Annotated in this window: 12 protein-coding genes; 8 read left to right on the forward strand and 4 right to left on the reverse strand. The window is 70.3% G+C overall.

Annotation, left to right across the window (positions count from 1 at the left end; translation table 11 throughout):
* Positions 1-218 precede the first annotated feature (218 nt).
* Positions 219-1,493: a M6 family metalloprotease domain-containing protein gene (locus OG246_RS12560; RefSeq protein WP_266460143.1), complete on the reverse strand. Its 1,275-nt coding sequence runs from the start codon at positions 1,491-1,493 to the stop codon at positions 219-221.
* Between the two features lie 274 nt (positions 1,494-1,767).
* Here OG246_RS12560 and OG246_RS12565 point away from each other — a divergent pair, with 274 nt between their 5' ends.
* Positions 1,768-2,412 (forward strand): TetR/AcrR family transcriptional regulator, encoded by a 645-nt coding sequence (locus OG246_RS12565; protein WP_266460144.1) that lies wholly within the window; start codon positions 1,768-1,770, stop codon positions 2,410-2,412.
* Positions 2,413-2,574: 162 nt separating this feature from the next.
* Entirely contained in the window at positions 2,575-4,122 is a 1,548-nt protein-coding gene (locus tag OG246_RS12570) for an MFS transporter (RefSeq protein WP_266460145.1), read from the forward strand.
* A 168-nt stretch (positions 4,123-4,290) separates the two neighbouring features.
* Here OG246_RS12570 and OG246_RS12575 read toward each other — a convergent pair whose 3' ends face one another.
* Complete coding sequence (locus OG246_RS12575; protein WP_266460146.1) at positions 4,291-4,794, reverse strand: MarR family winged helix-turn-helix transcriptional regulator; 504 nt, start codon at positions 4,792-4,794, stop codon at positions 4,291-4,293.
* Between the two features lie 201 nt (positions 4,795-4,995).
* Here OG246_RS12575 and OG246_RS12580 point away from each other — a divergent pair, with 201 nt between their 5' ends.
* Positions 4,996-5,763, forward strand: coding sequence for a dioxygenase (locus tag OG246_RS12580; protein WP_266464144.1), 768 nt, complete (start codon positions 4,996-4,998; stop codon positions 5,761-5,763).
* 31 nt (positions 5,764-5,794) lie between these two features.
* Here OG246_RS12580 and OG246_RS12585 read toward each other — a convergent pair whose 3' ends face one another.
* Positions 5,795-6,313, reverse strand: a complete 519-nt coding sequence (locus tag OG246_RS12585) for a GNAT family N-acetyltransferase (RefSeq protein ID WP_266460149.1) — start codon at positions 6,311-6,313, stop codon at positions 5,795-5,797.
* Between the two features lie 173 nt (positions 6,314-6,486).
* On the opposite strand from OG246_RS12585, the gene OG246_RS12590 reads away from it, so the two are divergent.
* Positions 6,487-7,485 (forward strand): RNA polymerase sigma factor RpoD/SigA, encoded by a 999-nt coding sequence (locus OG246_RS12590; RefSeq protein WP_266460152.1) that lies wholly within the window; start codon positions 6,487-6,489, stop codon positions 7,483-7,485.
* Between the two features lie 791 nt (positions 7,486-8,276).
* Positions 8,277-9,008 (forward strand): TetR family transcriptional regulator, encoded by a 732-nt coding sequence (locus OG246_RS12595; protein WP_323178318.1) that lies wholly within the window; start codon positions 8,277-8,279, stop codon positions 9,006-9,008.
* Positions 9,009-9,140: 132 nt separating this feature from the next.
* On the opposite strand, the gene OG246_RS12600 is transcribed toward OG246_RS12595, so the two are convergent.
* Complete coding sequence (locus OG246_RS12600; RefSeq protein ID WP_266460154.1) at positions 9,141-10,115, reverse strand: YafY family protein; 975 nt, start codon at positions 10,113-10,115, stop codon at positions 9,141-9,143.
* Between the two features lie 62 nt (positions 10,116-10,177).
* On the opposite strand from OG246_RS12600, the gene OG246_RS12605 reads away from it, so the two are divergent.
* The 3 genes from OG246_RS12605 to pfkB all read left to right on the forward strand — a co-directional run bounded on the left by OG246_RS12605 (position 10,178) and on the right by pfkB (position 13,675).
* On the forward strand, positions 10,178-11,695 hold the full coding sequence (locus tag OG246_RS12605; protein ID WP_266460157.1) for an MFS transporter: 1,518 nt from the start codon (positions 10,178-10,180) through the stop codon (positions 11,693-11,695).
* 185 nt (positions 11,696-11,880) lie between these two features.
* Positions 11,881-12,642: a DeoR/GlpR family DNA-binding transcription regulator gene (locus tag OG246_RS12610; RefSeq protein WP_266460160.1), complete on the forward strand. Its 762-nt coding sequence runs from the start codon at positions 11,881-11,883 to the stop codon at positions 12,640-12,642.
* A gap of 79 nt (positions 12,643-12,721) precedes the next feature.
* Positions 12,722-13,675 (forward strand): 1-phosphofructokinase, encoded by a 954-nt coding sequence (pfkB, locus tag OG246_RS12615; RefSeq protein ID WP_266460163.1) that lies wholly within the window; start codon positions 12,722-12,724, stop codon positions 13,673-13,675.
* The last annotated feature ends 447 nt before the right edge of the window (positions 13,676-14,122 follow it).

Consider the following 14,122-nt stretch of genomic DNA (forward strand, 5'->3'; position numbering starts at 1 on the left):
GTTCCGCTTCCGCTTCCGCTTGCGCTCCCGTTGCCGCTCCCGTCCTCGTTACTGTCCTCGCTCCCGTTCCCGTCCTCGTTCTCGTCCTCGGGTGCCGGCACGACGTTCGATGGCATGGGCTCTCCGTTTGCGGCTCTCAGAAGAGACACGGTAGTGCTTGCCCGGCCACCTCAGCAGGTCCTGAGCAGGTCACCGGCGCAGCAGCGGGCCCGGCCGGCTCAGCGTCGGGTGACGTACACCCGGTAGTTCCCTGAGAGATCCACTCCCGTCACCGTGATCGCGACGCCGGTCTTGGGGTCCTTGAAGGACTCGCCGGGGGTGAAGGGCGCGTCGGAGAGTTCCGCGTGGACGTTGGGGGAGCGGGTGCAGCCGCCGCTGTCGCGGTGGGAGTCGTACACGGTGACGGGGCCGTTTCCGGTGTCGATGTTCGCGTCGACCTTGTAGATGAGGATGCCGGGGCGGCAGACGGCGGCGTCGTTGCCGTCGCGGGTGCGCAGCTCCAGGGCGTACCCCGTCCTGCTGCTGGTCGGCACGAAGACGAGTTTGGCGCCGCCGGGCTTGGCCAGCGGGGTGAGCGTGTACTCGGTCGTGCCGGGCGACGCCGCACAGGCGACCTGCGTCTCGTCGAGCCAGCCGAGCTTCCACTTGTGCCAGCCGAGCAGATCGTTCCCGGCCCCCCAGTCCTCGCTCATGATGTCCCAGTGCCCGACCGCGCCCCCGCCGTCCTGGGTGTACAGGTCGGGCAGGCCGAAGGTGTGGCTGTTCTCGTGGGGGAGTACCCGGTAGCCCGTCTCGTCGTAGGAGCCGGAGCCGTCGTCCTGGCGGCTGTAGACGAAGGACGCGTTGGAGACGGCGACGCCGTCGGCGACCGGTGCCTCGGTGTTGCCGGCGAAGGTCACGGACAGGACGGTGTCCAGGGCGGAGGGCCCGGCGTTCGGTGTGACCAGCACGTTCAGGAGGTCGTACGAGCTGAAATCCACGGTCGGGTCGGCGGCGGCCACGATGTCCTGGACCAGTTCGCGGTACCCGGGGTCGAAGGGCGCGCCGCGCTCTATGCCGTACGCCTTGAACGGCTTGGGCATCCGCAGCCAGTGCCGTACGGGCGTCTCGGGACGGTAGTCGAGGCGGCCGTAGGAGCCGGTCCTGAACCATTCCTGGGTCTGCGGGAAGAACTCCGCGAGGCGGTCCAGCGCGCTGCCCTGGCCGTGCGCGTCGGAGAAGTCGATCATCAGGGTGAGGGCGCGGACGGTGCCGGTGGAGCGGGCGTACCCGGGGGGCGTCGGGACGCCCTCGCCCATCTGTACGCCCAGTGCGCCGTTGATCATGCAGGGGCCGAGCGCCGTGGAGCGGGCCAGCGCGATGGAGCCCGCCGTCGTGGAGCCCGCCGTCAGATGTCCGGTGCCGGCGGAGGTGCTGACCGCCAGTGTCAGAACGGCCACCGAGGCGAGCGCGACCACGCGGCGCGGGCGTATCCGACGGCTGGTCGGCGGCATACGTGACCCCTTCGCGCGACGGCAGCCGCCGGTCACCGGCTGCACCCTTTCGATCACCCTGTGGCGAGGGGTGCGCGGGCGCGCGCTGGATGAGTCCGATCGTGGGTTTCTTGCCGGAAGAGATGTGACTCAGGTCACATCGAAGGTGGGAAATAACCGGGGATCGTTTCCCCGTTTAGCCATGTGTCCGAGCGAAGCGGGGAGTGAATCCCCGGATCGCAATCCGGCCGTCATCTACGTGAACGGCCGTCCAACTACCTACGAGGAGTACGCCGTGGAGACCGCAACCCGAGTGCAGCGTCGAGTGCCCCGGCCGCGCGCCGATGCCCTGCGCAACCGGGAGCGGATCGTCGCCGCCGCTCGCGAGATGTTCGTCGAGTTCGGCCCCGAGGTGCCGTTCGACGAGATCGCCCGCCGGGCCGGTGTCGGCAACGCCACGGTGTACCGCAACTTCCCCGACCGCGACGCACTGGCACGTGAGGTCGTCTGCTCGGTCATGGACCGCACGTCGGAGCGGGCCGAGTCGGCGATCGCCGCGGGGGGCGACGCCTTCGAGGCGCTGAGCGACTTCGTGCACTTCTCGGCGGACGAGCGGATCGGCGCCCTGTGCCCGATGCTCTCCGAGGGCTTCGACCAGAACCACCCGGACCTCGTCGCCGCGCGCGACCGGACCACGGGACTGATCGAGGAGCTCATGGCCCGCGCCCGCGAGTCCGGCCAACTGCGCCCCGACGTCGAGTTCGGCGACCTCATGATCGCAGTCACCCAGCTCACCAGGCCGCTGCCCGGGGGAGCGTGCCAGGGCATCGACCGCTTCGTACACCGTCACCTGCAGCTGTTCCTGGACGGTATGCGGGCTCCGGCCCGCTCCGAACTCACCGGAGTGGCCGCGACCGTGGAGGACATGCGACGAGCGTGAGCGATTAGTCCCGCGCGGAGCGCCGGTCAGAACCTCAGACCTCAGACCTCAAAAGACTGCAGACCTCAAAAGACTGCAGAACCAAGTCCCTCAGTCCTCAGAACTCTCTCTCATCCTTCTCATCCTTAATTTTCGCTACGAAGTCCCGGAGTGGGTATCCCCATGTCTGAAACAGGAAAGTCGACAGCAATGTCCGACGCCGGATCAGCACATTCGAACCGCTGGAAAGCGCTCACCTTCATCGCGCTCGCCCAGCTGATGGTCGTCCTCGACGCCACCATCGTGAACATCGCGTTGCCCTCCGCCCAGCAGGACCTGGGGATATCGGACGGTAACCGGCAGTGGGTCATCACGGCCTACGCCCTCGCCTTCGGTGGTCTGCTGCTCTTCGGCGGTCGTATCGCCGACCTGTGGGGCCGCAAGCGCACCTTTGTCGCCGGTCTGATCGGTTTCGCTGGCGCGTCCGCCATCGGCGGCGCGGCCACGAACGAGGCGATGATGCTCGGCGCCCGCGCCCTGCAGGGTGCGTTCGGCGCGCTGCTCGCGCCCGCCGCGCTCTCGCTGCTCGCCGTGATGTTCACGGAGCCCAAGGAGCGCGCCAAGGCGTTCGGCATCTACGGCGCGATCGCCGGTGGTGGCGGTGCCGTGGGCTTCATCCTCGGCGGCGTTCTCACCGAGTACCTCGACTGGCGCTGGACGTTCTTCGTGAACATCCCGTTCGCGATCATCGCCGCCGTCGGCGCGTACTTCGTCATCCGTGAGCCGGCCGGTGGCCGCAACCGCTCGCCGCTCGACATCCCCGGCGTCGTCCTGTCCGTCCTCGGTCTGGTCACGCTCGTCTACGCCTTCACCCGCGCCGAGTCCGACGGCTGGGGCGACTCCGTGACGCTCAGCCTGTTCGCCGCCTCGGTGGTCCTGCTCGCCGGGTTCGTCTTCACCGAGTCCAGGGTCAAGGCCCCGCTGCTGCCGCTCCGTGTCATCACCGAGCGCAACCGCGGCGGCGTCTACCTCTCGCTCGGCCTCGCGATCATCGCGATGTTCGGCCTGTTCCTCTTCCTGACCTACTACCTGCAGATCGTGAAGGGCTACTCGCCGGTCAAGACCGGCTTCGCCTTCCTGCCGATGATCGCGGGCATGATGGTGGGCTCCACCCAGATCGGCACCCGGCTGATGACCCGGGTCGCCCCGCGCCTGCTGATGGGCCCGGGCTTCCTGGTCGCCGCGCTCGGCATGCTGTTCCTGACCCAGCTGGAGATCGGTTCCTCGTACGCCGGCGTGATCCTGCCCGGCATGGTGCTGCTCGGTCTCGGTATGGGTACGGCGTTCATGCCCGCCATGTCCCTGGCCACGTTCGGCATCGAGCCGCGTGACGCCGGTGTCGCCTCCGCGATGGTCAACACCTCGCAGCAGGTGGGCGGCGCGATCGGTACGGCCCTGCTGAACACGATCGCCGCCTCGGCGACGACCTCGTACATCAAGGACCACATCGGCGGCGCCGGTTCCCAGGCCCAGCAGCAGCTGGTCCAGCTCGAGGGCCAGGTGCACGGCTACACCAACGCGATCTGGTTCGCCGTCGGCATCCTCGTGCTCGCCGCGACGGTCGCCGCGACCCTCATCAACACCGGCCGTCCGGACGTCACTTCGGCCTCCGGCGAGGGTGCGGGCGAGGGCGCCGAGGACGAGGTGAAGGTGCCGGTGATCGCCCACTGATCACCCGTACCGCCGGTATTCCGGGTACTTCGCGTACGGGCGCGGGGTGGGGACGCCTCGCCCGTACGAATCCCAGGGTCCGCCCCGGTTCCGAGTTCATCGGAGCCGGGGCGGACCTGCGTCCGGGCCCTGCCGCCCTGCCGCGCGAGAGCTCCCCACGAGAGAGCTCTAGCGAAGCCAGGGCAGGTCCGCGCCCGCATCCTTCGGCTGGAGCCCTTCGGCGATGATCCGCATGGCCTCGCCGAGGGCCTTCTGCTGGTCGGGGGAGAGCCGGTCGAAGAGGGCCTGGCGTACGGCGGCCACATGGCCCGGCGCGGTCCGGCTCAGGACCTCGTAGCCCTCGTCCGTCAGGACCGCGAACTGTCCGCGCTTGTCGGAGGGGCAGTCCTCGCGCCGCACCCAGCCGCTCTTCTCCAGGCGGGCCACCGCATGGGAGAGACGGGAGCGGGTGATCTTCGCGTTCATGGCCAGCTCGGTCATCCGCAACCGCCTGTGCGGCGCCTCGGCGAGCTGCACGAGCAGGCCGTAGTAGACGTGCGGCATGCCCGCGTCGCGCTGGAGCTGGCGGTCGAGGTGGTCCTCGAGGAGTGTGGAGGCGTGCATGTAGGCGCGCCACGTGCGCTGTTCCTCTTCGGTGAGCCAGCGCGTCTCTTGAGCGGATGCCGTGTTCATGTACTCCACTGTACGAGCCCCTTCTTGAAAATTAAACAAATGGGGACTAAGGTGAGATGTTGATATTGAGAGTTCAAGTATCGAGTCCTTCGGGTCGCTGATCGACCCCCGAGGGCGTGTGATCGAACCCGTTGGGAGGGAGCCGCCGCCGTGTCCGCTGCCACGTCCGTCGCCACCGAGGAGCGTGCCCCGCTGGAGCGCATGCCCGCCCTCTATCTCAGTCATGGTGCCCCGCCGCTCGCCGACGACCCGGTCTGGCCCGGCCAGCTCGCCGACTGGTCCGCCGGCCTGCCGCGCCCCAAGGCGATCCTGATGGTCTCCGCCCACTGGGAAGAGGCCCCCCTCGCCCTCGGCGCCGTCGAGACCGTCCCCCTCGTCTACGACTTCTGGGGCTTCCCCCAGCACTACTACCAGGTGCGGTACGCGGCTCCCGGCGCCCCCGAACTCGCCGAGTCCGTACGGAAGCTGCTGCGCGCCCCCGGCATCCCGGTGCAGGACATCCCGGACCGCGGACTCGACCACGGCGCGTACGTCCCGCTCGTCGAGATGTTCCCCGAGGCCGACATCCCGGTCCTGCAGATCTCGATGCCGACCCTCGACCCGGTCCGGCTGATGGAGATCGGCCGGAAGCTGGCGCCGCTGCGCGACGAGGGCGTCCTGATCGTGGGCTCCGGCTTCTTCACGCACAACCTCGCGGCCCTGCGGCACACCGGCGGCGGCGTGCCGTCCTGGTCGAGCGAGTTCGACGACTGGGGCCACCGCGCACTGGACGCCGGTGACGTGGACGCGCTGCTCGACTTCGAGCGCAAGTCCCCGGCGGGCCGTCTCGCCCACCCGCGCACCGAGCACTTCGCGCCCCTCTTCGTGACCATGGGCGCGGCGGACGCGGCCGGCGAGCTGGACGGGCAGAAGTCGGTGATCGACGGGTTCTGGATGGGGATGGCGAAGCGGTCGGTGCAGTTCGGCTGAGCCCAGCCCAGCCCAGCCCGTGCCTGGCGGGTCAGAGTTCCTTCTCGTACCAGGCCACATCCCAGTAGCGGCCGAACTTGCGGCCCACCTCGCGGTACGTGCCGACGTGCCGGAACCCGAAGCGTTCGTGCAGCCGCTCGGACGCTTCGTTGGGCTGGGCGATGCCCGCATAGGCGCGGTGCAGGTCCTCGTCGGCCAGGGCCTCGAAGAGGGCCTTGTAGAGGAGGGTGCCGATGCCGCGGCCTGCCGCGTCGGGCGCGAGGTAGATCGTGACCTCGACCGAGGTGGCGTACGCCGGTTTCGCGCGGAACGGGCTGCTGGTGGCGTACCCGTGAATCGCCTGTGAGTTCGCGTCGGCGGCAACCATCAGCCGGTGTGGTCCGTCTTCAGGGTGGGAGAGCAGCCACGAGCGACGCTCTTCCGCAGTGAAGACAGCGGTATCGAATGTGATGGGCGTCTCACGCACGTAGTGGTTGTAGATGGCCGTGAGGGCCTCGAGGTCACCCTCGAATCCCGGCCTGACCTGCACATCTATACGTTCTGCTGTCATCTGCCACCTCTCTGTGGCGGCACAGGGTACTGCATGATCAGAAAAATCGAGGGGCGGGTTGGGAATTCTGTCCGGATTCCAGTCGTTGTTTCCTTCGGATGCAGGGCACCCGTTGGAGGGTGAGCCCAAGTGTCCGGACCGACCCGCAAGCCCACCATCGCAAGGGAGCACGCATGGCAACCCGTGCCGTCGCCCGTCGTAAGTCCGCCTCCGGCGAGACCAGCGACCGCGCACGCAGTGTTCGCGTCGTAGGCGGCGAGATCGCCGACCGCGACCTGGTCGGCATGTACCTCGACGAGATCGCGCGTACACCGCTGCTCGACGCCGCCAAGGAAGTCGAGCTGTCCCAGACCATTGAGGCGGGTGTGTTCGCACGGCAGATCCTCGATGGCGGGGAGCATGCCAAGGCGGACGCGTCCCGCGAGGAGCTGGAGGCGCTGGTCGCCGAGAGCGAGCGGGCCAAGGACGTCTTCATCCGCTCGAACCTGCGCCTTGTCGTCGCCGTGGCCCGGCGCTATCCGCGCAGCGGCCTGCCCCTGCTCGACCTGATCCAGGAGGGCAACGCGGGCCTGGTGCGCGCGGTCGAGAAGTTCGACTACCGCAAGGGCTTCAAGTTCTCGACGTACGCCACCTGGTGGATCCGTCAGGCCATCACCCGTTCCATCGCGGACCAGTCCCGCACGATCCGCCTTCCTGTCCACCTGGTCGAGGAACTGGGCCGGATCCGGCGCGTGCAGCGCGAGTTCAACCGCAAGAACGGGCGGGAGCCCGAGCACGCGGAGATCGCCGCCGAGCTGGACACGACCGAGGCGCGCGTCGGCGACGTCCTGGACTGGGCCCGCGACCCGGTCTCGCTGAACATGGCGGTGGACGACAACGGAGACACCCAGTTCGGTGACCTCCTCGAAGACACCTCCGCGGTCTCACCCGAGCAGTCGGTGATGACGCTGCTGCGCAGCGAGGAGCTGGACGACCTGATCGGCCGCCTCGACCAGCGCACGGCCTCCATCATCAAGATGCGGTACGGCATCGAGGACGGCCGGGAGCGCACGCTCACCGAGGTCGGCAAGGAGCACGGCCTCACGCGCGAGCGCATCCGCCAGATCGAGAAGCACGCGCTCCTCGAACTGAAGAAGCTGGCACGTGACACCGGGTTCGACGCGGCGGCGTGAGTCGTCCCCGTACGGGGGCGGTCCTCGCAGTAGGGTCCGTCAGGTCCGTAGGGTTCGTACGGTCCCTACGGCTCGGATCCTCGCCGCATCGCCCGGTCGGACCTTGCCCGGCGCTTTGGAACCGACAGATGTCGGCCACAAGTCGACCGGACATGGCCGTCTAAGGCCGCTTCAACTCGCTGGGCTCTGGGAACAAGACTTCAGGGCCCAGGGTTAGGCATCAGGGCCCCGGGCATACGCCCTTGGCCCCCCTAAGCCGAGTCCCGACGCACACCCCCCCCGCGCCGGGACTCTTCCAGAGCCGAGCTCCGGCGCCTTCCCCCCCTGGCGCCGGGGCTCGGCTCCATTTTTGTCCGGGGTGCGGGGCATGCGGCGGGGTGCGTGTGGTCCTGCCCGACGAGGAGTGCCGCATGCCGCGTGGACAGGGGCGGAGGCCCGGGTGGCTCGCGCATGGGAGGCTGTTTCCGGGCAGGTTGTTTGACGGGCCACCCCGAACCTGAACCCCGGGGTGACCCGAATGGCAGATTCTGCCACAGGGGCATAACCTGCCGTCCGTGAGCGGTACCAAACGCGCGGCAAGCGCCTCAGCCGACGCGACGGCCCCGGCTTCCGGCCCTCGGGCGTCCGCGGATGCCCCGGCCTCGTCCTCCGAGCCGCTGTCCGCCGACGGTACAGCCCGGTCCTCCTCCGCCGGCCCGCTCCCTGTCGAACGCCCGCCACGCGCCGCTGCCGGCCGGGCGCCGTCCGGTGAACGCGCCCCGAGTTCCCCGCCCGATGGGCAGCGCCCCACGCTGATCGAGCGGCGCAAGGCCGCCACCCGTATGGAGATCGCCCGGGCCGCCGCCGGGCTCTTCATGCGCCACGGCCTGCGCGCCACCCGCGCCGAGGACATCGCCCGCGCCGCCGGCATCGCCCCGCGCACCTTCTACCGCTACTTCGCGAGCAAGGAGGAGTCCCTCGGCCCCCTCTTCGCCGCCGGTTCCCAGAGATGGGCCGAGATGGTCCGCGACGCCCCGGCCCACCTGACCGTTCCCGAGGCCCTCCACCACGCCGTCGTCCAGACGCTGACGCCCGGCGTCGGGGTGCGCCAGGAGTCCCTGCAGTGGGTCCGCTCCCTGCTCCGGCTGGCCGAGGAGAGCCCGGCCCTGCTGAGGGTGTGGGGCGAGGCCTGCCATACGGCGGAGCGGACGCTGGCGGAGGTGCTGGCGGCGCGGATCCCCGCCGTACCCGGGGCGGGGGTTGAGGCCGCCGGGGCGCCCGTGCCCGGGGCGGTGGCTCAGACCGCCGGGGTGCCCGAGTCCGGTGACCGGGCGCCTGGCGGCCACCCGCTGCCTTACCTCGAGCTGTCCCCCGAGCTCCGTCTCAGCGCCGCCGTGGCCAGCGCGGCGGTGCGCGTCGCGGTGGAGGCATGGGCCGCCGGCGACGCCCCGGCGACCGGACCGGCCGGGCCCGTCGCGCTCGCGCTGCGCAATCTCGGGTCCCTCCGCGACTTTCCGTGGCACGCCGAGCAAGCGACGAACTGACCCGCACGGCCGTACGTGTGGCTCAACGGAGGCGCCAAGTACGTGACAGGCCAGGGAGGTTGACGTACGGGATCCAGCGCCACCGCACGGCGCGAGTCCCGTACGCCAACCAGGCGCCGCGTGTTCCGTACGTCAGGACGCGCCCCCGCCCGCCCCCCGAGTCAACCGCGCCCCCAACTCCCGTAGACACACCACAAGTTCCGCCGGCTCCCGCACCGTGAACTCGCAGTCGACCGTCGCGAGCCGCACCGCCAGCCACTCCACGGCGTCCCCGGCGGAGGAACGCAGCCGGCAGTTGTGGTCGTCGATCGGTTCGGGCGCCCCGAGCGAGGCGGGCAGTCGCGCGGCGACGAACGCGGCGGGCGCGGCGAAGGTGACGTCGAAGTCGTACGTCACCTGGCGCCGGTACATCGACTGCCGCAAGTACTCCGCCGCACTCCCCGTCGGCAACTCGCGCGGAGCGAAGCGCGCCCCGGTCGCGAAGGGCTCGGCGACCCGGTCGACGCGGAACGTACGCCAGTCCTCGCGGTCGAGGTCGTAGGCGACGAGGTACCAGCGGCGGCCGGTGGAGACGAGCCGGTACGGCTCGGTCAGCCGTCGCGACGGCGTCCCGTCCTTGGCTCGGTACGCGAACCGCAGCCGCTCCCGGCCGGCCACCGTGGAGGCCATGACGGTCAGCGTCTCGGGCGCGATGCTCGCCCCGTCCCCGCTGGTCAGCGGGGTGGTCGCCGCCTGCAACGTGGACACGCGGTGCCGCAGCCGCGACGGCAGCACCTGCTCCAGCTTGGCGAGCGCCCGTACGGAGGCCTCCTCGATGCCCTCGACCGCGTGCCCGGCGCCGGCCCGCAGCCCCACCGCGATCGCCACCGCCTCCTCGTCGTCGAGCACGAGCGGCGGCATCGCTTTCCCCGCCACCAGCCGGTACCCGCCGTCGGACCCCTTGGTCGCCTGCACCGGATAGCCCAGTTCGCGGAGCCGGTCGATGTCCCGCCGGACGGTACGACGGGACACCCCGAGCCGCTCGGACAGCTCACCGCCGGGCCACTCGCGGGGCGTCTGAAGCAGGGAGAGGAGCTGGAGCAGCCGGGCCGGCGTATCCGTAGTCATGTTTTCCAGAGTGCCGTAGAACTAGGACACGATCTGACCTATTGCCGCACTAACTTCGTTCCATGACCTCCACCGAGACCACTCTCAACAGCCCGGCCCCCGTGGCCGACCGGCGTCGTTGGTTCGCACTCGCGATCGTGATGACCGCGGCCTTCATGGACCTGGTCGACGTCACGATCGTCAACATCGCGATCCCGTCGATCCAGCGGGACGCGGGGGCTTCGTTCAGCCAGATCCAGTGGATTACCGCGGGCTACGCGCTGGCCTTCGCCGCAGGACTCATCACCGGTGGGCGGCTCGGCGACATCCACGGCCGCAAGCGACTCTTCCTGGTCGGCATAGGCGGATTCACGATGGCATCGGCCCTGTGCGGCTTCGCCGCGAACCCGGAGATGCTCGTCGCCTCCCGCATCCTCCAGGGCGGGATGGCCGCGCTGATGGTGCCGCAGGTGCTGTCGATCGTGCACGCGACCTTCCCGGCGCACGAGCGGGGCAAGGTGTTCGGTCTGTTCGGCGCGGTCGTGGGCCTTGGCGCCGTGTCCGGACCGCTGCTCGGCGCGCTGCTCACCGAGTGGAACCTGTTCGGGCTCGAGTGGCGGCCGATCTTCCTCATCAACCTGCCGGTCGGCATCGCGGGCCTGATCCTGGGCCGCCGTTTCATCACCGAGTCCAAGGCCCCGCGGGCCCTCAAGCTGGACCTCGTCGGCGTCGCCCTCGTCACACTGGGGCTGCTGATGCTGCTCTACCCGCTGACGCGCGGCGAGGAGCTGGGCTGGCCGCTGTGGGGGTACGCGTCCATGATCGGCGCGCTCGTCGTCTTCGCGGCGCTGGTGGCGTACGAGAAGCGCAAGGCGCGGATCGACGGTTCGCCGCTCGTCGAACTCTCCCTCTTCAAGGCGAAGAGCTTCGCCGCGGGCATCGCCGTCCAGACCGTCTTCGGGGTCGCGCTCGGCATCTTCTTCCTGGTGTGGACGCTGTACATGCAGATCGGACTGGGGTGGAGCCCGCTGCGGGCCGGCCTGACCGGGGTTCCGTTCTCGATCGCGGTGTCGGCGGCGGCCGGGATGTCGGTGCAGCTGCTGGTCCCGCGCTTCGGGCGCAAGGTGCTCCAGACGGGCGCGCTGACCATGGCGGCGGGCGTACTGCTCTACATCTGGGAGTCCGAGCGGTACGGCATGTCCATCGCCTCCTGGCAGATGGCGCTCCCGCTGGTGGTCATGGGCGCGGGGATGGGCTTCATCGTGGCGCCGCTGACGGACGCGGTGCTGTCGGACGTGCCGCGTGAGCACGCCGGTTCGGCGTCCGGCCTCATCAACACCGTGCAGCAGATGGGCAACGCGCTGGGCCTCGGCCTGGTGTCCGTCGTCTTCTTCGGCACGATGGGGGACCGGCTGACACCGGCCGAGGTCAGCCCGGCCTTCGTGAACGCCTTCCAGCACGCGCTGGGCTGGGTCGCGGCGGTGATGGCGGTCATCTTCCTGCTGATGTTCGCGCTGCCGAAGCGGCCGGCGCAGCATCTGGAGGGCGTGGAGGACGCGTCCTCCGACGAGCTCACGAAGGAGCCCGAGCTCGTTTCGTGAACCAGGACCGAAGGGGCCCGGCACCTCAGGTGCCGGGCCCCTTCGTGTGGCCCTCCTTGTATTGCCTTCGGCAACGAAAGTCCGTTCATGCCCGGATCACGCCCGAACCTGTTTACTTTCTGGAAATGCGGGCGTAGCCTCCGAGTGAAACCACAGGTTCGGGCATAAGTCGGAGGCGAACGGACATGTACGCACCGGAGCGGCAGCAGGAGATCCTCCGGCTCGCCCGTGACGGCGGCCGGGTGGACGTGGTGTCACTGGCCGAGGAGTTCCAGGTCACCGCGGAGACCATCCGCCGCGACCTGAAGACCCTGGACCGTGCGGGTCTCGTACGCCGGGTGCACGGCGGTGCGATACCGGCCGGGCGCCTGGACTTCGAGCCCGACCTCGCCGAACGCGAGTACACGGCGGCCGACGAGAAGGACCGCGTCGCCCAGGCCGCCGTCGCCGAACTGCCCCACGACGGCACAGTGATCCTGGACGCCGGCTCGACGGTCGCCCGGCTCGCCGGAGCGCTCCCGCTGGAGGCGACGCTCACCGTCGTCACCCACAGCCTGCCGATCGCGGCCCGCCTCGCGGATCACCCCGGCATCCAGCTCCATCTCGTCGGGGGGCGCGTGCGGCACCGTACGCGCGCCGCCGTGGACGCCTGGGCGCTCCGCGCGTACAGCGAGATCCGCGCCGACGTCCTCTTCATCGCCGCCAACGGCTTCTCCGTTTCGTACGGCCTGACCACCCCCGACCTCGCGGAAGCCGCCGTCAAGCGCGCGACCATGCGCGCCGCGCGCCGCGTGGTGCTGCTCGCCGACTCCTCCAAGCACGGCCAGGAGCACTTCGCCCGCTTCGGCGACCTGAGCGATGTGGACCTGCTGATCACCGACCGCGGGCTGAGCCCGGAAGACGCCACCGCCATCGAGCGCGGCGGCACCGAAGTGCTGTGTGTGTAGAGCGCCCCGTGTTCCGAGGCGCTGTGTGTATTGAGCTGCAAGCGGCATCCGGCCGCCGTGTGTTGAGAAACGAGTGCGTATGATCCTCACCGTCACCCCCAACCCCTCCCTCGACCGTACGTACGAGGTCCCGTCGCTCGACCGCGGCGAGGTCATCCGGGCCACCGGCGAACGCATGGACCCGGGCGGCAAGGGCGTGAACGTCTCGCGCGCGGTCGCCGCCGCCGGACAGCGCACGATCGCCGTCCTGCCCCTGGGCGGTGCGCCCGGCGCGCTCGTCGCCGACCTGCTCGACGCCCAGGGCATCGAGGTCGCGCCGGTCCCGATCGCCGGAGCCACCCGCTCGAACATCTCGGTCGCCGAACCCGACGGCACGATGACGAAGATCAACGCGCCCGGCCCCGAACTCTCCGCCGCCGAGGCCGAACTGCTCCTGGAGACCGTCCGCGGCCAGTACCGCTCCGACGCCACCGACTGGATCACCTGCTGCGGCAGCCTGCCGCGCGGGCTCGCACCTTCCTGGTACGCCGATCTTGTCGCGCGGGCGCACGCCGCGGGCGCCCGGATCGCGCTGGACACCTCAGGTCCGGCGCTGCTCGCGGCGCTGCGCGAGCGGCCCGACGTGGTGAAGCCCAACGCCGAGGAGCTCGCGGAAGCCGTCGGGCGCCCCCTCGCCACGGTGGGCGACGCGGTGAAGGCGGCCGAGGAGTTGCGCGAGCTGGGCGCGCGCGCCGTGCTCGCGAGCCTGGGCGCGGACGGCCAGTTGCTCGTGGACGGCTCGGGCGCCTGGTTCGCGAGCGCGCGGGTGGATGCCGTACGCAGCAACGTGGGCGCCGGCGACTCCTCCCTCGCCGGTTTCCTGATCGCCGGCGGCAGCGGCCCGAAGGCCCTGGCCTCCGCCGTCGCCCACGGCGCCGCGGCCGTCCAGCTCCCCGGCAGCGTGATGCCGGGCCCGGCCGACCTCGACCCCTCCGCCGTGACGGTCACGGCGGAGATCCCGGTGGACCGCGTACTGACGGAGCCCGTGTCATGACGGCGCGCGCCACCGGACGATGGGCCGGCTCTCGATTCGGTTCTGGGCTTGCTGGACCTGGACTCACCGGTCTCGGAGTCACTGGACCTGGACTCACCGGTCTCGGAGTCACTGGACCTGGACTCACCGGTCTCGGAGTCACTGGTCCCGGGCTCACCGGTCTCGGAGTCGCTGGTCCCGGGCTCACCGGTTCCGGAGTCACTGGTCCCGGGCTCACCGGTCCTGGACGCACTGGCCCCGGCCCCGTCGGTCCCGAGCCCAATGGCTCCGGCGGACCCCCTGAACAGGCCCTGAAGCGGCGGGGTCTCCCCTTCCCCGCCGCAGCCATACGGCGAAGGGACTGGCCCGGTCCCGCCGCCGAGGGGAGGCGGGGCTTCCCCCGCCCCGCCTCCACCGCCCCTGCGATTCGCCCCAGTCCCTGCCCCAGTCCCCGTACCCCCTTCCCCA

Origin of the sequence: Streptomyces sp. NBC_00620 (assembly GCF_026341825.1) — a bacterium.
Classification (GTDB): domain Bacteria; phylum Actinomycetota; class Actinomycetes; order Streptomycetales; family Streptomycetaceae; genus Streptomyces.